This window comes from Aneurinibacillus migulanus (genome assembly GCF_001274715.1).
GTDB classification, from domain to species: domain Bacteria; phylum Bacillota; class Bacilli; order Aneurinibacillales; family Aneurinibacillaceae; genus Aneurinibacillus; species Aneurinibacillus migulanus.
On record NZ_LGUG01000004.1, the window covers coordinates 1,359,685 to 1,378,610 of the forward strand.

The following is an 18,926-nucleotide window of genomic DNA, read 5'->3' on the forward strand; positions in this document are numbered from 1 at the left end:
ATCGTTTGGATATTACGTTAGCACAGCAGTATATATGGAGAGTGGCATATCGCCTTGTGACAGAAGAAGAATACACAGTGGTAGGTTCCGGGGGAGAGAATATTGAGCTGCTGAGTCGGAAGGGAAGGGAGCTACGTTATGTCCAGCTGCGGCTGGCAAATTTCCTGTGGGGCGCTACGATGGGATATGATCTGCGTGAAGGTGCTGGGCGCATGGATGATATTCGTAGACAGCTCCGCGCTAGAGCGATTGAGGGGCAGATTGTGTATGTATGCTACGAGCCAGTAACAGAAAGCATGCGCGATGCCTTGCAACAGGAAGAAGGTATACACGAACAGCAGGTTTCACTCGATTTGGCAGGATATGATTTTACAGAGGGACAATGGATTATACGGAATCGCAAGGAAAGAGGAACCGAAGTTGTGTCACCGCAATTGTTCGACGACACACCATATGGAGACGAAGAGCCGCCCGCTTCTCATTGGATGCGCAGCATCGAACAGGTGGAGATGGAGCGGGAGCGTGAAGTGCGTTCAACATTTTTTTACGGAAAACCGCGCTTTACCTACGCATTTCTTGCCATTATTATTGCTATATTTATTCTGATGGAGTTGAGCGGCGGCAGTCAGGACCCCCGTGTGCTGCTGTTGTTCGGAGCTAAATTCAATCCTCTCATTCTTGCGGGAGAATGGTGGCGGTTCGTGACGCCGATGTTTTTACATATTGGCTTTATGCATATCCTTTTCAACGGTGTTGCACTGTACTCGTTAGGTACACTAACCGAGCAAATTTACGGTTCAGTACGGTTTTTTCTTGTCTATATGATATCCGGAATTAGCGGCGTAGTCGGCAGCTTTGCATTTTCCGAAAACATTTCTGCCGGTGCATCCGGTGCGATTTTTGGCTTGTTTGGAGCCATGTTGTATTTCGGTACACAGAACAAGGAATTGTTCTTCCAGACCCTGGGTACCAATATTCTGGTTGTATTGGGCATTAACTTAGTCATCGGATTTCTATCTCCCGGTATCATTGATAACTATGCTCATCTGGGCGGTCTGGTGGGAGGCTTTCTTGCCTCGGCGCTTGTGGGAATGCCAAAGCATGGACCGCGCATCGGCATAAGAATAGGGGCACTCACACTTCTTGTTCTTCTGTTCTGGTGGGGCTTGCGGACGGGGGGATTGTAGGAAGAGAATAATTTCTTCCGGAAAAGCAAACATTCTATGTGAAGGTATTAATTCTTTTCTGACGAAACAGGCAGGGTTGCGTACGGATATTCCAGCGGAAACGGTCAAGCTGTACGCCAAGCAGGTGTTTCGCCTGCCTCGTGCCGTTTTGGAGGAACGGTTCCATTTGGAAGGGAATGAGGGGGCAATATATGCGTTTACGGGATACCCGACTGCCGGTGTTATCGGTAAAGCGGGCATCTGGACAGGAAAAGAAACCCTCGCACTCATCACAGGCGGCTTTTTGGATCAGTTGGCGGAAAAGCGTATGAGCCCGTATGAGTTGCTCGAACGAACCAAACGCCACCCGTTAATCCAGCGCCTATTGAAAGATGCCGAGCCGATTGAGTATGCCGCACATATGATACCGAAGGGCGGCTTCAAAATGATCCCCCAACTGTATGACCACCATCTTCTAATTGCGGGAGATGCCGCTACAATGGTCAGTGGACGTCGTGGTACGGATCTGGCAATGTTATCGGGAAAGATGGCAGGCGAAACCATTCTTCAGGCACATGCCAAGGGGGATTTTAGCCAGAAGATCTTGGCCACCTACGGTTGGAAAATTAACCAAAGCTTTTTCATAGCGGATATAAAGAAAAAAAGAGGAACGGATAAGTACGTTGCAAAATATCAGGACAGCGATTATCTCATTAGCCGTGCGATGAACGAATTCGGCTCGGAATTTTTTCATGTAGGCATGAGTACGGAAGAAGATAAGATGAAGAAAATTTATCAGGAACTTAAACAAATTCAATTACCGCTTAAGTCGTTCGAAGACGTATGGCAGGCGCTGAGACATTGGGAGGTGCTATGATGGAGAAGTTTGGAGTAACAAGAACCGACATGGCGCCGATGGATCAGGTGCAGCGCATACCGGTTACAGAGGCTTTCATTGACATTTACGATCCTGCGATTTGCTTGAATCGTTGTGTTAATAAGCCCTGTACGTATTTCTGTCCAACACAGGTGTATCAATGGTGGGATAACCAGATAGCTATTGATCAGGAGCGGTGCGTGGAATGCGGAGCTTCAGTGATGGGTTGCCCATATGGCAATATTGACTGGCGGTATCCTCCGGGTGGTACCGGAGTCGTGATAAAACATGGATAAGCCTTCCCCCTTTATAAAATGTCCGATATAATAAAAAATTGAGAGTGATTTCTCATAACGCCCCATGATTTTGACCGGAAGCCTGGTTATAGAGTGATTCGATAGAAACCATGGGGACAGGAGATTGGGAAGAGGGGTAGGAGACCATGAATCAATTTAAAGACAGCGTATACCAGCTGATCGTTGAAACATCCACCAACCTGCCGCCGGATGTGCGCCGTGCGGTTGCGAGCGCGAGAAAGAAGGAAAACGCAGGCACACGTGCTGCGCTTTCGCTTACTACTATTGCGCAGAATATTGAAATGGCGGAAACGAATGTGTCACCCATCTGTCAGGACACCGGCATGCCGACATTTGAAGTGCATACGCCGGTAGGAGCTAACCAGATCGAGATGAAGAAGGCCATCTGTGAAGCGATTGATCTGGCAACGAAGAATGGTAAGCTTCGTTCGAACTCTGTCGATTCGCTGACGGGAGAGAATAGCGGTAATAACCTTGGACCCGGCACGCCGGTCATTCATTTTGAGCAATGGGAAAAGGACGAAATCGAAGTAAAGCTCATCCTCAAAGGCGGCGGCTGTGAGAACAAAAATATCCAGTACAGTTTGCCGATGGAAATCGAGGGCTTGGGCAAAGCGGGTCGCGATCTTGATGGTATCCGCAAGTGTATCCTGCACAGTGTATACCAGGCACAGGGACAGGGCTGTAGCGCCGGGTTCATCGGTGTAGGTATCGGTGGTGACCGTACGACCGGTTATGCACTTGCTAAAGAGCAATTGTTCCGCAAAGTCGACGACGTAAACCCGAATCCGCAGCTGGCGGAATTGGAAAGCTATATCATGGAGAAAGCGAACGAACTAGGCATCGGGACAATGGGCTTCGGCGGTGAGACGACGCTTCTCGGCTGTAAAGTCGGTGCAATAAACCGCCTTCCAGCCAGTTTCTTCGTATCAGTTGCCTACAACTGTTGGGCGTTCCGCCGCCAAGGTGTAACGATTCATCCGACTACCGGGGAAATCAAAGGCTGGCTTTATAAGGATGGGACGGCTGATCTGCATGAAGGTGTACAGCAGCCAGAACAGACGGAAGAGCGTCGTGAAGTAGTGTTGCAATATCCGATTACGGAAGAGCAAGTACGTAGCTTGAAAGTGGGCGATGTCGTAATCATCAATGGCTTGATGCATACAGGCCGTGATGCGTTCCATAAATATATGATGGACAATGACTGTCCGGTTGATTTGAATGGCGGCATTATTTATCACTGTGGACCGGTTATGCTTAAAGACGACAGTGGTGAATGGCACTTGAAAGCGGCAGGCCCAACGACAAGTATCCGCGAAGAGCCGTATCAGGCGGATATTATGAAGAAATTCGGCATTCGCGTCGTTATCGGAAAAGGTGGAATGGGACCGAAAACATTGAAAGGTCTACAGGAGCATGGCGGTGTTTATTTAAACGCCATCGGCGGTGCTGCACAATATTATGCGGATTGTGTAAAGAAGGTCGAAGGAGTGGATTTCCTCGAATTCGGCATCCCGGAAGCGATGTGGCATCTGCAAGTAGAAGGCTTTGCTGCAATCGTAACGATGGATTCACACGGAAACAGTTTACATGCCGATGTAGACAAAAGCTCATTGGAGAAATTGGCGAAATTTGCCGAACCAGTGTTTAGCTAATACGAGTTTTGTCGAACCGAAGAAGTCAGCAGATTCTCTGCTGGCTTTTTTGGTATGGCAGAGTATAATGATTGAGAAAAGACTGTTGCCAAAAGGAGTGAAGCGCCGGTGCAGCCTCCCGTTTCCTATGAGGTTCTCCGCAGATACGCACGCATGATTACCGACCGGCATTTTGTCGAGCTTGTGACGCATACCGAACTGGCGAGTAATATCCAAATCGAGAAGCTGAACAATAGAAGATGGCGGTTCAAATTTTCTGTGCGCACTTTCTACTTGCTTTATCTAATCTTTTACAGAAAGAAAGTAGGGCGGGCACGTAAAAGGTCATTGCATGATGCTTACAGGATTGGCTATAAAATTGGAACAAACAATATTGATTTCCAGACTACGCTCCTGATGGCTAATTTATATCGAAGATCATTTATGAACGGTATACGACAGTTGTTTCGTGAAAGGGAGTATGGAGACTACGAACGGGCCGAGAGCATAGTGGATGAATTCGTTGATCAGTTTTTGCTTGGTTACCTAGCTAAAAAAGATAATACGATTGAACGCCTGCATGAACAACGGATGGCTATTATGGGGCAGATGGCGGCTAGCATGGCGCATGAAGTACGTAATCCGTTATCGGCCATCGATGGATTTCTAACGCTCATTCGACAGGATGAACAGATGGATAGACAGAAGCGCGAGGAATATATGCGCATCATTTTGCATGAAACGAAAGAGATAAATAGAATTATCACGCAATTCCTGCAATTTTCGCGTAAGGGACAGGTAGAGGACTCGCCGCTTACTGCAGTATCACTCGTTTCTCTGCTTACAGAAGTGCACGAGTTTGTAAGAGCGAAAACCATTCAGGAGAATATCAAGTTTTACTTGTGCCTACCTAGAGAAGATTTCATGATTCGGATACACAGGGAATCAATTAAGCAAGTGCTTGTTAATGTAATCCACAATGCGTTTGAGGCTGTGCACAATCAAGAAAACCGTCGTGTGGATATATATGCGTATAGAAAGAATACAGGGCAAGCACGCATCGAAATTGTGGACAATGGGCCTGGTATGTCCCTTGAAGCTTTAGACCGTGCATTTGAGCCCTTCTATTCAACAAAAGATACGGGAACAGGCATTGGGCTTGCACTGAGTAAAGAGCTGGTTAAGAAGAGTGGGGGAGACATCCGCATTCTGACCGGACAATATGGTACAACCATTGTTATCACGCTGCCAGTGACGCAGCGGAAAACAATCGAAACGACAAAACGCTCCCATTAGAAGGAAGGGGGAGCAGAAGAAAGGAATGAACAATAGTGAATACATATACGATTGCAATGATACAGATGGACATTGTGTTCGGGAGTCCAGAACAAAATAGAGAGCGTGTTCGTGAAAAGTTTGAAAAAATAAAAGAGCTAACACCAAAGCCGGATATTGTTCTGCTGCCAGAGCTGTGGGATACCGGCTATGATCTAAAAAGATTGGATGAAATTGCCGATCCGAATGGCGCTTATACGAGGGAAATGCTCGCTGAATTAGCCAATCAATATGGAGTATACATTATCGGAGGCTCCGTTGCAGAACAGAAAGCGGAAGGTACATACAACACTTCGTTTGTATTTGCACCCGACGGGCAATTGATTCATGAATACCGTAAAGCCCATTTGTTTCGTTTGATGGAAGAAGAGAAATATCTGCAGGCAGGACAAGAGCTTCCAAGTTTCCAAGTAGGAGAGATGCCGGCATTTTTGCAGATCTGCTATGACATTCGTTTTCCAGAAGGCATTCGCACAGGTGCGCTTACTGGGGCGGAAGTATTGTTTGTAGTGGCAGAATGGCCTAATCCGCGCCTTGCGCATTGGCGGCAGCTGCTTATTGCCCGTGCAATCGAAAACCAGATGTATGTGGTGGCTTGTAACCGGGTGGGGAGTGACTTGAACAATACATTTTTTGGTCACTCGCTCATCATTGATCCGTGGGGCGAAGTAATTGCTGAAGGTGGCGAAGGGGAAGAGATTGTTACCGGTACAATAACTAGAGAGCTGGTTGCTGACGTACGCAAGAGGATTCCGATTTTTTCAGATCGAAGACCCCATTTGTATACATTATAAATATGCCAGGATAAAGTGAAACGCGGGAGATTTTCCCGCGTTTTTCTTACTAGAGTTCGGCTAGAAGAAGTCATCATCGTCGTAGCGATTATCGCGCACGGCGTCGATGGCACCAAGCACGATATGCGCCAGGCCGAATCCTGCCAGACCCCAGGCGTATGGATTATCCATCCGATTATCGGTGTGGCGTCGGTTTAACATGTTAACACCGGTCAGCGTAACGGCTGTTCCAAGCGCAATTGGGATAATGCCTTTTCTCATCAGTCCAACACCTCCTTTTAACAGCATGCCCGGACAGCTCATGCGATATGTTTGGCATTGTTTTCTTAAGAATTGTAGTACAATAAAAGAGAAGATTATGGGAAAGGAAGTTGTCGGATGGTTTACTGGCGCTCTATCCTGTTTGTTTTTTTTGGCGCATGCAGTTATGGCATGTTATCGACGTTTGTAAAGCTTGCATATAAGGCGGGCTTCTTACCCGGAGAGGTAAGCGGCAGTCAAATGTTTTTGGCGATGGTGTGCATGTGGGGAGTTGCGCTCTTGTTTTCACGGCAAAGAATTGGCGGAAAACAGTGCATTGCCCTAATGGGAGTCGGTGTGGCGAGCGGACTGACCGGCATTCTCTATTATCAATCACTACAGTATGTACCAGCTTCGATAGCGATTGTTCTTTTGTTTCAGTTTACATGGATTGGTGTAATTATCGCAGCAATTATGGAACGTAAGAAACCAGGCATAGAGAAGATAGTAGCTCTTATATTGTTGATGGTTGGTACATTGCTTTCCGGGGACGTATTTACGGGCGGATTCGGGCAACTTAATCTTATCGGGATTGTGTTTGGATTGTTGTCGGCAGTTACGTATGCACTGTTTGTTATTTTCAGCGGGAGAGCAGCATCTAGCGGGCTTTCCCCCTATACGCGTGCGGCTGTTACCTTAACGGGTGCAATGCTGATTACGTTTATCATCTATCCGCCCTCATTCCTTATAAATGGTGCGCTAACATCAGGTCTGTTACTGTATGCATTGCCGTTGGCACTGTTTGGCGGCATCATCCCCGTTCTCTTTTTTACGTTGGGCGTATCGCATATTGGGGGCGGGCTTGCCACAATTCTAAGCGCTGCCGAGCTGCCGACCGCGGTGTTGCTGTCCAGAATCGTGTTGCATGAGAATGTGAGTATGCTGCAGTGGATCGGTGTTTCAATTATTCTGGGCGGGATTGCTTTTCCTGAGCTTATACGTAAGCGCCGGACAAACCATACACAAACGGATACAGTATCGATGTAACTGGCAATTCTTCTGCATGTTTTGATATGATCAAAAAAATGGAAAGGATGGGATGTATGGATAAGCAAATGACATTGTTTCGACGGTTAACGGAAGCATGCGGTGCTCCAGGATTCGAGGAAGATGTGCGCGGTATTATGCGTGAATACATAAGTGAAACGACCAAAGAAATGGTATATGACAACCTTGGAGGTATCTTTGGTGTCTTGCGTGGGAATGAGAGCGGTCCGAAAATTATGGTAGCCGGTCATATGGATGAGGTTGCATTCATGGTGATGCGGATTACGGATAAAGGCTTCGTTCAATTTCAGCCGTTGGGCGGCTGGTGGAGCCAGGTGCTACTGGCGCAACGGGTACAGATTATGACAGCGGATGGAACAGTCACAGGGGTTATCAGTTCAATTCCACCGCATGTCTTGCCGGACAGCAGGAGGAATAAACCGATGGAGATAAAAGATATGTTCATCGATGTAGGGGCAGACAATAAAGAGGACGCAGAGCGCATGGGAATTCGTCAAGGACAGCCTATCCTCCCGATTTGTCCGCTTACGGTAATGGGCAATCCAAAAAAATTGATGGCGAAAGCGTGGGATAATCGATATGGCTGCGCACTCGCCATTGAAATGATGCAGGAAATGAAAGAAGAGAAGCATCCAAATATGATTTATGGCGGCGCGACAGTGCAGGAAGAAGTAGGTCTACGCGGCGCAGGCGTTGCCGCAAACATGATTGAGCCAGACCTATTCTTTGCATTGGACGCAAGCCCTGCAGGGGACATTCCAGGCGTTCAGGACGGCATGGGTAAGCTTGGGGACGGTCTTCTGATGCGGATTATGGATCGGACGATGGTCACCTTGCCAGGGTTGCGCGACTTCATGATCGATACGGCAGAAGAATTGGGCATCCGCTACCAATTCTTCGTATCCCCGGGCGGTACGGATGCAGGCAGAGTGCATTTGACGGGCAAAGGGGTACCGTCGGCTGTCATTGGCATTCCGGCACGCTATATTCATAGCCATGCGGCTATTATTCATCATGATGATTACGAAGCGGCTAAGCAATTGCTGTTGGCGCTGCTTAAGCGAATAGATACTGATACGCTGGGGCGCATCAAAGAACGACAGTAACAGTAAGGAGGCCTGCTGTGCAGTATTTGTATTTACACAGAGTTACACAGCCCGAGAAACAAGCGGTACAGTATGTATATCAATTCGATGATCATAACCTTTCTCCTAGCAACCTGGTAATCCGCAAGCTGTTTTACTGCATGCTGGATATGTTACAGGAGGAGCTGACAGAGATAGAAATAGAGTACAATGATGCAGAAATAGTGAAGCTGGTGGGCATGGAGCAGGCAGTGGCTTTTCTCACAGCAATGGGTGCGCGTGAAGCCGAACAACTCGAGTACCGGCAAGAAGGAGTGCTGCTGAGCCGGACATTTACGACGGAATTGACACCTGCACGCCTTGAATACTTCTATTCTCTTAGAGATTTGGACATTGTATACCGTCTGCGCTTCCTGAACAATGAAGAAGAACGTATTCAGATATACTTTACGAAAACTCTTAGCTGCTTGCTTCCTGAGGTAAAAGAAGAGGCTTTTTTGGCACATTTGACGGAGCAGCGTGTACCCCATAAAGTTTTGGAAGAAAACAGTTAAATTTTTGTCGATTTTTGCTTAAAAACGACCATTTTTCCTAAAATTTCTATTGTTTCTTGCCGAATTTTATATTATTCTTTTTATGACAACTTATTCAATTGGTTGAGAGTTGTTGTTTTCGCTCCGCTTTGGCGGGGCCTTTTTTTTCGACAAAAATTTTTATCGGTTCGGCAGTTTATCCTCTTCCAAAAGTGGGTATCACTCTATAATCAGCAGGGATGTTTGCTGGAGCACTCGTAATTGTGACTGGTGTTATTACAGTTTCTTTATGATATAGAGAAAAAACGAGGCAAATGGCGCCTCGTTTTTTTATACGTATTGCTCCCGTAGAATGTAGAGAGTTAGTTAATCAGCCGATCAGCTTCTTTCCAGAACGGTTCACGCAGAACGACCTTTTGGATTTTGCCTGAAGCAGTCTTTGGAAGCTCTGTGACGAATTGTACTGATTTAGGGCATTTGAAATGAGCCATGCGTTCCCTGCAGAAAGAAATAATCTCTTCCTCGGTCACGTGTGCATCCTCGCGTAGAACGCAAACCGCATGCGGCACTTCACCCCACTTTTCATGTGGGACGGCAATGATGGCTGCTTCCAGTACAGCTGGATGTTCGTATAGTGTGCCTTCGACTTCGATCGAGGAAATGTTTTCGCCTCCGCTGATAATAATGTCTTTCTTACGGTCGACGATATCGATATAGCCGTTCTCATCAATCGTAGCCATATCCCCGGTATGATACCATCCGTTAACGATGGAACGGGCGGTTTCTTCCGGCTGTAGCCAGTAGCCGTCCATAACCGAATTAGAACGGCAGATAACTTCGCCTACTTCCTGACCATTCCATTCAACGTCCTCTCCGTCTTCATTAACGACGCGAGCCTCTACATTAATCATACTAATGCCGGCTTTCGCTTTCAGCCTATGGATACGATTTTCGTCACCTTCATCACGGATTGCTTTCTTGATATGACCAACGGTGATGAATGGAGCAACTTCTGTCATGCCGTATACTTGCAGAAAAGTCCAGCCAAGCTCTTGTTCAACTGCTTTGACGAAAGATGGCGGCGGAGCGGAACCAGCGATGACCACACGGACATCTTGCCGGATGTTAGTTGTTTTGGCGGCCGGCTCATTCAGAATCATATTCAGTACAGTCGGTGCCATGCAAGCAACCGTTACGCCTTCTGTTTTGACTAAGTGTACAATATGTGCCGCATCGATTTTACGCAGCATAACGTGGGTAGCACCCATACCTGTAAAAGAGAACGGCGTACCCCATCCATTCACATGAAACATCGGCAGCGTATGCAGCAGAATATCCTCGTCTTCGGCGCGTGTATGGATAATCGTATTGATTGCGTTCATATACAGGCTGCGATGTGTTTGAACTACACCTTTTGGCCGGCCGGTTGTACCGCTCGTATATAAGATGGTCGCCATATCTCTCTCATCTACATCTTCATATATTGCGGTATGCGAAGCGCTTTCAATCATAGCATCATAAATAAGCCAGCCGTTTTGGTTATCGAAGCCTTTCACCTGTAGGGAGACATAATGCTCCACACTTTTAAGATTGGTGTTTACCGGTTCGATGAGGGGGGCGAGTTCTGCATCCACTAGAAACATCTTAGCGCCAGAATGATTAATGATGTACTCATAATCCACGGGCATTAGCCTAGTATTTAGCGGTACAATGACTGCACCTAGCAGAAAAGCAGCATAGAAGGCTTCGTACATTTCCAGACGATTCGGAGATAACACGGCGATGCGATCGCCTTTTGCAATTCCGTTTGATCGAAATGCATTCGCAAGGCGGTTTACGCGTGTTTCGATTTCTGCGTACGTAAAGCGGCGTTCGCCGTCCACTACCGCTGTTTTTTGTGGATAATGATAAACCGCCCGTTTTAAAAAATCCTGAAGTAACAAAGGTACATACATCGTTTCTCTCCTCCCAAAAGTAAACAGATATGTACATGTTTGTACAGATTCAAAATAACATAAAAATTCAGAAAAGTGAGATATTAATTTTGTCTTTTTAAAGAAAAAAGAAACCCGGACAACATGTGGCATGCTGTTCGGGTTTGCTATAGAAGGTTAGACAACCGTAAATCCGATAATTCCTTGAATAGGCTCGCCGATGTTACGCCCGTCTCCGAAGTAAAGATGTACAGGTCCATTCTCGCGAATTGGTTTGCCATCAATGGCGAAGCAGAGCACCGCTTCATAGGCTTCTTGAAGCGGGAGAGAGAACTCATCTTCGTTCTCCAGGCGACAAACCAGTGTAGACGCGTTTTCTTCAGGCTCCGCGTTTTTTAGAAAAGGTCCCAGATACATTCCATAATCACCGACGATTTTCTTCTTCTCTACGAACAATTTCTCGCTTTGTTTGGTCGGGGCGACACCATGCGTTAGCTCCCGGTCCCACTGTTGTCCTATCTTCATGAGCGATTCGTCTTGTTCCTTTTCCTTTTCTTCGCCGATGCTTGCGAAGAAGTCCTCGAGCTTGAATTTGCGATCATCAAAAATCCATACGCTTGGATCAAGCGTAATACTGAACTTTACATTTCCGTTGACTGTAATTACATCTGCCATACTCTCTCTCCTTTATTATAGGAAGTAAAATGCTGCGCCAAGAATAATATAAACGATGATAAGCAGTACGCCTTCATACCAGTTGGTACTGCCGTCGCGTGAGATGGAAGACGCAATAAACGCTCCTACTCCGATGGCGGCTAGCTCATATGATGTAAATACGAGATCCATCGGCTTGCCGAATAACAGGCTGACGAATACAAGGGTCGGTGCAACGAACAAGGCAATCTGCAGGCTGCTGCCAACCGCAATTTCTACAGAGGCGCCGATTTTGTTCTTCATGGCAAGGAAGACAGCTGCACTATGTTCGGCAGCATTACCGACAATGGCAATAACAAAGGCTCCCACGAAGATTTCCGACCAGCCGAGGCTGTCTGCCACTTCTTTGATGCTATGCACCAGCCATTCGCTCGTAATCGCAACAAATACAGTAGCTACGATAAGTATAAGAATTGAGGTGCCTTTGCCCCACATATGACCTTCTGCTTCTTCTTCTGCCCTCGCTTGATCGGCTAGTTCTTCTTTATGGGTAACCATAGAAAAGAATAGCCAAAGTATGTAAGCGACGATGAGAAGACCGGAGATAATTAGGCTAAGCGTTTCGGTCCGCTCTGCATGGAGCTGTTTTAAAAACACGGCCGGAATAAACAGCGCAATCACCGCAAGCAGCATAAGGGAAGCATTATGTCCGGCAAGCAGTGGATTGAAGCGCTGTTCCTTAAACTTCAGTCCCCCGGCAATGACGCTTAGACCCAGCACCAGTAACAGGTTTCCGATGATGGAACCGGTAATGCTCGCCTTTACCATATCGAACAGGCCCTCTTTAATTAAAAAGATGGCAATAATCAACTCGGCCGCATTTCCGAATGTTGCATTCAGAAATCCTCCCACGCGTTCGCCCGCATAGTGGGCAACGTTTTCTGTCGCTTTGCCGAGCAGGCCAGCCAGCATGATAATAGCTGCTGATGTGGTGACGAACTGTAGGCCGGCGGAGTGGGTAAAATAATGGGCCCAGCCGCTGAGTGCGGTCAATACGATAACAAGCGTGAAAAACAGCTTCTGATTCAAACAATTTCCTCGCTTTCCTTCATGAATGTACTTGATTTTTGATGAAGTGATGCCTAACCTAAACTTTAGTGTAAAACATGGATACTGCAAAAAGCAAAAATTTTTCAGTTTATGATAGGGGAAAAATACATGAAAAAAGTAGCCGTTATCGGAGCAGGTTACGCCGGACTGGCTGTAAGCATTGGACTGGCCCGTTGTAACGCCATGGTTCGGTGTATTGATATTGATGAGAAGAAAATTGAACGGCTTTCGCAAGGAAATGTGCCGATTCATGAGCCGGAGATGGAAGGGATGCTGCGTCGGCAGTTGGCAGACCAGCGTCTAACATTCTCTACGGATATGATTGCAGGCATCATGGAAGCTGATATTATTTTTATTGCTGTCGGAACACCAGGGCAGGAGAAAGGTGCACCGGATGTTACCGCGATTTTCTCGGTCACTGATACTATTGCCCAACATATACGAAAAGATGTTGTCGTCGCCATAAAAAGTACCGTCCCTCCTGGAACGTGCGAAGCGGTTCAGACGCGCCTTCATGATTGGATAAGGGGGACATATGCATGCGATGTAGTTGCAAATCCGGAGTTTTTGAGAGAGGGGCGGGCGCTGCGCGATTTTCTGGAACCAGACCGAATCGTATTGGGAGGGACTGATGAACGGGCGATAACAGTCATGCAGGAGCTGTATGCCCCCTTTGTGGCTGCGGGAGTACCATTCTATATGACAGACTGGCGTACAGCGGAAATGATTAAATATAGCGCCAATAGCTTTTTGGCAATGAAGGTCGCCTTCATTAATGAAATTGCAAGGCTTTGTGATGCTGTAGGAGCCGATGTCACAGTAGTAGCCGAGGCATTGGGGGCGGATCCGAGAATCGGTAATCAGCATCTCAGCCCCGGTCCCGGTTATGGTGGCTCTTGTCTGCCGAAAGATACGGAAGCGTTAGCCTTGTCAGCTCGGCAGGCGGGTGCACCACTCGCCATTGTCGAAGCGGTTATCGAAAGCAATCGGTTACAGCAGAAGTATGTTGTCGAGAAAATTAAGCGGGAATGGTCTAATCTGCAGGGGCTTTGCATTGCTGTGTATGGACTGGCTTTTAAAGCAAATACAGACGATATGCGCGAATCTCCGGCAATCCCAGTTATCGATTGGTTGCTCGCTGAAGGAGTGCACGTTCGTGTTTATGATCCACAGGCGATGAACCAAGCCTATGAAATATGGGGAGAGCGAATTCAGTACGGTATGGATGCATACGATGCAGCGGCGGGAGCGCATGCTCTTGTCATATTAACCGATTGGCAGGAATTTACGGAATTACACGTTGACAGGCTGGAGCGTATCATGGCGGAGAAGGTGATTTTTGACTTTCGCAATGCATGTGAGGCTGGTATATGGAGACGGCACGGCTTTCGTTATATCGGGATAGGAGTATAAGAAATTGTAAGAGTAAGAAAACACCTATAACTTTTTATTGACAATAGTTATCATTCGCACTATTATCTTGTTATCGCAAGTGATAATCATTATTGTTGAGAAAAAGTATACTATGAAAAGAGAAGGGGAAATCATCGTGAAGGCGTGGAAAGTTCTGAGTATTACAGCGGTTGCATCTATGGTTGTTTTGGCTGGTTGCGGGGCGAATCAAGAGGCGGCCAAACCGCAAACCGAGCAGACAGAAGAGGTGAAGACAGAAGCGGGCAAGCAACAGGAAGCTAATACATATGTGGCGGCTTATACATCAGCCGCAAAAGAATTGGTTGCTCTCGTTAAAAAGAAAGAAGGGGACAAAACACCTGTAGAATGGGATAAAGCACAGCAACTGTATGACGGTAAACTAAAAGCGCGTGTCCAATTGTTGGATGGAGAGTATAAAGATAAGGTTAATGAACAATTGACTGCTGCCCTTGCAGCCGGCAAAGAAGGTCAAATGCCGGCAGCTGTAGTAGGCCAGATTGTGGACAAATTGCTGCAGAAAACCGCATTTTTAACTACACGCCATGAATTCAAGCAAGCAAATGATGGTTTTGCCAAGAAAGAAGAGGCTAAGCAGGCTATAAATTTGGCGAAAGAAGTGTATGAAGCCATCCTTAAGGGTACGATGGAAAAACGTGATACGGCTTACGAAACAAAGCTTGTCAGCACAATCGATGCAGGCTTTAGCGAAATGATTGCCGCAGTTGACAAAGGGGATAACCTTGCGTACAACCTGGGCAAACAGATGGTGGATAAATCATTAATGAAAGGCTTCTACCTTGCTTCAGGAGGAGAGAAGGGCTACGCCTATAAGATTGAAAAAGGTGTGAAGGAAGAAGAAAAGCCGGAAAAGCTGAAAGTAATGCAGGCGGAAGGCTGGGCATTTTTCCAGTCGGTGCAAGGGTATGTAGTCAAGCATAGCCAGGCGGATGCAGATTATATCAATCAACAGTTCGATCTGTCTAATGACCCGAAAAACATTAAAGGTGATGGAATTCATACAGCATTCGTGCGCAGTCTAACCGCTACAGCTAAGCATGAGTACGATGAATCTTTCGCCAATTGGGGTCAGGACAAGGCGGTAATTACCTCCTTGGAAGGGGCGCTTTTCCTTGATATGATAAAGACGGATCTGCCGAAAGTGTTGGGGGATGAAGCGAAGGCGAATGCATTGCTTGAGCAGGCGCAGCAGCATTTAGAAGCTGCAAAGGCGAAAGATAAGCAAAAAGCGGAAGCGATCTACAAAGAAATGCAGCCGTCGCTTGACAAGCTAGCAGCTTACGGAAGATAACCGATATTATTTAGTGTAGGGGGCATGGATATGAAGCAGGTTAAACGGTTCATTTCCGCCCTCTTTGTTTGCGTGCTGGCGATTACGCTTTTGCCTTTATCGGCAGGAGCCTATTCGTATGGCAATCCAAACGAAGAGGCTGTAGCGGAAAATTACAAACAGGTAGTAGCAAAGCTGAATCAGAACCCACCGGATTTCAAAGGAGCGGAACAGGCATTCCAGCCAATTAAAGAAGAGCTGGATATGCATATGGGGCCAGAGCCAGCTAAGGCGATTCAGGATCGGCTTGCAAGTGAAGATAAAGAAGCGGCACTCGAAGCTTATCATAAGACGTTAATTCTCAACATTGCGCGTCGAATGGAGAGCGTAGAAAAGGACTTTAAAAATTACGAGCAAAATAAAATTCTGCTTGCGAAGGCAAGAGCTACATATGATGCCCTGTCTCCCATTGTCAAAGAAAAGAATCCTCAAGAGGACGGAAAAGTGCGGACCGCTTATGATGAAGCGCTGGCAGCACTCGGAAATCCGGGCTTGTTCGGCGTAGGGGTGAAAGAGCCAGATCAGGCGAAGTACACAGCCAAGAAGAATGAAATTTTTGATGTGCTGAAACAGGAGTTCGACATGGATAGCCTGGACGTTGGACACTTTAAGCCTGGCGAAGGACCAGGTAATTCAACGAAAAAGCAATCCACCGGTCTTAGTGACCCAAAAAACTGGATTCCGCTGGTGGCTATTGTCGTCGTGCTGGGCTTCATTGTATTTCGGACGATGCGCAAACGCCGCGCGTAAGCAATGAAACGTGCGGCTATTATTGCGCTGCTGGCTCTATGCCTTCGGCTGCCATTCCTTGCATCGGGGCCAGGCGGATGGGATGATATAGATTTTGCTTTAGGAATGAAACAGTATGATTTGACCACTATGCAGCCCCACTTTCCTGGATATCCGGTATATATGGTGGCCGCCTTTGTTGCCGGCCGAATTATTGAGGATCCATATTTGGCATTGTCCTCCTTATCCGCCCTGGCATCGGCGCTTGCGGTTTTTCCGTTGTATAGTATTGTGCATTCGTACAGTGGCCCACGTGCGGCGATAGCGGTTGCTTTGTTATGGGCAATCGCTCCGCTTTCCGTCGTATTGGGTACGCAACCACTTTCTGATAGCTTTGGCACGCTTTTGGCCGTGCTGCTGGTTGCGAGCAGCATGCGTACACTGGATCAAAGTCGTAAAGAGCGGAGCCGGGCACTATACCTTATCATGAGCGGTATTTGCCTTGGCCTGTTGTATGGCGTCCGCGTATCATATTTGGCGTTCTGCGCGGTTCCGCTTTGGGCGGGCCTTATGTATGGAAAAGATACGAGGCGCTGGAGTGATGTAGTATATGCCATTCTATGTGTGTTCCTCGTTTCATTTAGCTGGACATATGCTATGGCAGTAAATGTTGGAAGCATACATGGGCTATGGCAGATGGCATTGGCATTTACCGGTGGACATTTCTCTGATTGGGGGGGGACGTACACAGGAGGCAATGCTATCGAACGCCTCGGTTACTGGCTCGGGCGCCAATGGCTAGCAGCAGGTCTGGGAACGCCGTGGCCAGGACAACACTGGATAAGTTGGAGCGTAGCAGGGTTATTCATACTGAGCGTATGGGGCTGGAGCGTGCGCTGCAAAAGACGGGAACTTCAGATAGGAAAGCGAGGCCGGGAATTTGTTCTGCTGCTTATGTGGGGTGTTCCATACGGATTATGGGCATTTTTTGCACAAAATGTAGATAAGCCGCGTCATATTCTTCCATTGCTTATATTGCTTCTGTGGCTAACAGCTTCAGGTTTACTTACTTTCCGCCATGCCGGAAAGTATATGCTCGCTGTTCTTGTCTGCTGCATGCTGATTGTAAGCTGGACGCAGGTGCGCGATCAACGTGAAAACTCGTCTCCGACGGTGCAATTGGCGAAGTATGCCGCATCGCATCTGCCGACATCTGCTGTAGTGTATACATATGAAGAAGAACGAATTATGCATTATTTGCATCCTGAGATAGAGACGGTGCGCTTACGCAAATGGGAAGACTTCAAAACTTCGGTATTTAGTCGGCGTGTATCTCCGGAATCAGTATTCTTGACAAACTCGGTGCTCGAAGGCTTCAAGCGTCCGCAAATTTGGCGATACATACGAGAGAGGGCTAGGTTTACTGGAAATCCATGGTTGTATCCGACGTACCATGACATTACTCTGTATGAGATACGTTCAGAGCAAAAAACAGGATGGCCTCGTTTTCTGCAAGATACGTGTAATGAACCATCAGTGGGGAATGAAAAAAATCCCCACTGATAGTTAGTTTTACTTTATAATGAGAATGAAAATGGTTATTAATTAGAAAATAATTGAGGGAGTGGCAAGCATGGATTTACAGGCGTTTTTGATTACATTCCGCGAAGCCCTGGAAGCGCTACTCATTGTTGGAATCATTACTTCCTATTTAAAGCGGGTGAACCGGCCTGAGTTTACTAAGTATGTATGGTTGGGTGCAGGGTTGGCGGTAATCGCTTCGCTTGGTCTGGCGCTTGTCTTCCAGGTGATTCTGGATGGTTTCGCTTCGATGGGCTCGCAAAATTATATGAAGGTCGGAATCATGATTATCTCCGGTATTCTGCTGACCCAGATGGTGTTCTGGATGGCCGCCCAGGCCAAGGACATGTCGGGTAAAGTGCAGGGGAAATTCGATCAATTCATTACCGCAGGAAATGTTATCGGGATGGTTATTCATGCGTTTCTCGTTGTTGTACGGGAAGGCGTAGAGACAGTATTTTTCTTTGCGGCAATTACAGGAGGGGACATTGGGCAAGCGATGCAGTCCTGGGGCTCGCTTGCAGGAATTGCCTTGGCGGCGGTCGTATCCTTCTTCTTCTTCCGTGGCACGATGCGTATTCCGCTGAAAACCTTTTTTAAGGTCACGGGTGCATTTATAGTACTCATCGCAGCTGGATTAATCGTACAGGCTGTGTCTATCTTGCAGGATATGAATATCATCGGCTCAGTTGTGCCACACTTGTATGATTTGACCTGGTTGATGCCGGAGCATCCGATTGATCAGGAGCATTACATACGCGATACGGGTCATGTACCGCTCATTTCAGGAGACGTCGGAGTTTTCCTTAAAGCATTATTTGGCTATGCTTCATCCCCTTCACTTGAGGAATTCCTTATTTATTGGGGCTATTATGTAGCATTGTATCTGCTGCTGCGCGGACGCGGCGAGCATGCAGAGAAAGCACATTCGACGAAAAGCCAAACACAAGTGAAAGAGGCATAATCGCGCATGAAGAGCCGGCTCAGCCGGCTTTTATATATGGATAAGAAAGTAGATGTCGCTATAAAGTTAAGAAAGCAACATCTATTTCCTTCCGATCATATCACTTGAAAAACTTGCGAAGGC

18 protein-coding genes are annotated in these 18,926 nt (G+C 47.1%); 14 read left to right on the forward strand and 4 right to left on the reverse strand.

Going from position 1 to position 18,926, the window contains the following annotated elements; translation table 11 throughout:
- Positions 1-5: 5 nt before the first annotated feature.
- The 6 genes from AF333_RS08425 to AF333_RS08450 all read left to right on the forward strand — a co-directional run bounded on the left by AF333_RS08425 (position 6) and on the right by AF333_RS08450 (position 6,123).
- Positions 6-1,187, forward strand: a complete 1,182-nt coding sequence (locus AF333_RS08425) for a rhomboid family protein (RefSeq protein WP_052520331.1) — start codon at positions 6-8, stop codon at positions 1,185-1,187.
- Positions 1,144-2,043 (forward strand): hypothetical protein, encoded by a 900-nt coding sequence (locus AF333_RS08430; RefSeq protein ID WP_074715060.1) that lies wholly within the window; start codon positions 1,144-1,146, stop codon positions 2,041-2,043. Before AF333_RS08425 ends, AF333_RS08430 begins: the two co-directional genes overlap by 44 nt.
- Entirely contained in the window at positions 2,043-2,339 is a 297-nt protein-coding gene (locus AF333_RS08435; RefSeq protein WP_200894940.1) for a ferredoxin family protein, read from the forward strand. Before AF333_RS08430 ends, AF333_RS08435 begins: the two co-directional genes overlap by 1 nt.
- Positions 2,340-2,485: 146 nt before the next feature.
- Positions 2,486-4,015 (forward strand): fumarate hydratase, encoded by a 1,530-nt coding sequence (locus AF333_RS08440; protein ID WP_043066687.1) that lies wholly within the window; start codon positions 2,486-2,488, stop codon positions 4,013-4,015.
- 108 nt (positions 4,016-4,123) lie between these two features.
- Entirely contained in the window at positions 4,124-5,290 is a 1,167-nt protein-coding gene (locus AF333_RS08445; protein WP_043066686.1) for a sensor histidine kinase, read from the forward strand.
- 56 nt (positions 5,291-5,346) lie between these two features.
- A complete protein-coding gene (locus AF333_RS08450; protein ID WP_074715086.1) occupies positions 5,347-6,123 on the forward strand; it encodes a carbon-nitrogen family hydrolase in 777 nt (258 codons plus the stop codon).
- 60 nt (positions 6,124-6,183) lie between these two features.
- Here the strand turns inward: AF333_RS08450 and AF333_RS08455 are convergent, their stop codons facing one another.
- Positions 6,184-6,426 (reverse strand): hypothetical protein, encoded by a 243-nt coding sequence (locus AF333_RS08455; protein WP_235496258.1) that lies wholly within the window; start codon positions 6,424-6,426, stop codon positions 6,184-6,186.
- A gap of 75 nt (positions 6,427-6,501) precedes the next feature.
- On the opposite strand from AF333_RS08455, the gene AF333_RS08460 reads away from it, so the two are divergent.
- Genes AF333_RS08460 through AF333_RS08470 form a run of 3 tightly spaced genes read left to right on the forward strand, consistent with a single transcriptional unit; the run spans position 6,502 to position 9,070 of the window.
- Positions 6,502-7,410 (forward strand): EamA family transporter, encoded by a 909-nt coding sequence (locus tag AF333_RS08460; RefSeq protein ID WP_043066684.1) that lies wholly within the window; start codon positions 6,502-6,504, stop codon positions 7,408-7,410.
- Positions 7,411-7,466: 56 nt separating this feature from the next.
- Positions 7,467-8,537 (forward strand): M42 family metallopeptidase, encoded by a 1,071-nt coding sequence (locus AF333_RS08465; RefSeq protein ID WP_043066683.1) that lies wholly within the window; start codon positions 7,467-7,469, stop codon positions 8,535-8,537.
- Positions 8,538-8,554: 17 nt separating this feature from the next.
- Positions 8,555-9,070 (forward strand): hypothetical protein, encoded by a 516-nt coding sequence (locus tag AF333_RS08470; protein ID WP_052812137.1) that lies wholly within the window; start codon positions 8,555-8,557, stop codon positions 9,068-9,070.
- Between the two features lie 341 nt (positions 9,071-9,411).
- Here the strand turns inward: AF333_RS08470 and AF333_RS08475 are convergent, their stop codons facing one another.
- The 3 genes from AF333_RS08475 to cax form a co-directional block, all read right to left on the reverse strand.
- Entirely contained in the window at positions 9,412-11,004 is a 1,593-nt protein-coding gene (locus AF333_RS08475; RefSeq protein WP_043066682.1) for a long-chain-fatty-acid--CoA ligase, read from the reverse strand.
- Between the two features lie 156 nt (positions 11,005-11,160).
- Positions 11,161-11,658, reverse strand: coding sequence for a hypothetical protein (locus AF333_RS08480; protein WP_043066681.1), 498 nt, complete (start codon positions 11,656-11,658; stop codon positions 11,161-11,163).
- A 15-nt stretch (positions 11,659-11,673) separates the two neighbouring features.
- Positions 11,674-12,726, reverse strand: a complete 1,053-nt coding sequence (gene cax, locus AF333_RS08485; RefSeq protein ID WP_043066680.1) for a calcium/proton exchanger — start codon at positions 12,724-12,726, stop codon at positions 11,674-11,676.
- A gap of 129 nt (positions 12,727-12,855) precedes the next feature.
- On the opposite strand from cax, the gene AF333_RS08490 reads away from it, so the two are divergent.
- From AF333_RS08490 to AF333_RS08510, 5 genes are all read left to right on the forward strand, one after another.
- A complete protein-coding gene (locus tag AF333_RS08490; RefSeq protein ID WP_043066679.1) occupies positions 12,856-14,160 on the forward strand; it encodes a UDP-glucose dehydrogenase family protein in 1,305 nt (434 codons plus the stop codon).
- A gap of 136 nt (positions 14,161-14,296) precedes the next feature.
- Positions 14,297-15,490 (forward strand): hypothetical protein, encoded by a 1,194-nt coding sequence (locus tag AF333_RS08495; RefSeq protein ID WP_052520333.1) that lies wholly within the window; start codon positions 14,297-14,299, stop codon positions 15,488-15,490.
- 30 nt (positions 15,491-15,520) lie between these two features.
- A complete protein-coding gene (locus tag AF333_RS08500) occupies positions 15,521-16,279 on the forward strand; it encodes a hypothetical protein (RefSeq protein WP_043066678.1) in 759 nt (252 codons plus the stop codon).
- A gap of 3 nt (positions 16,280-16,282) precedes the next feature.
- Positions 16,283-17,821 (forward strand): glycosyltransferase family 39 protein, encoded by a 1,539-nt coding sequence (locus AF333_RS08505; RefSeq protein WP_043066677.1) that lies wholly within the window; start codon positions 16,283-16,285, stop codon positions 17,819-17,821.
- A gap of 70 nt (positions 17,822-17,891) precedes the next feature.
- Positions 17,892-18,803 carry an FTR1 family iron permease gene (locus tag AF333_RS08510; protein WP_043066676.1) on the forward strand — a complete coding sequence of 304 codons (912 nt, stop codon included), beginning with the start codon at positions 17,892-17,894 and terminating at the stop codon, positions 18,801-18,803.
- The last annotated feature ends 123 nt before the right edge of the window (positions 18,804-18,926 follow it).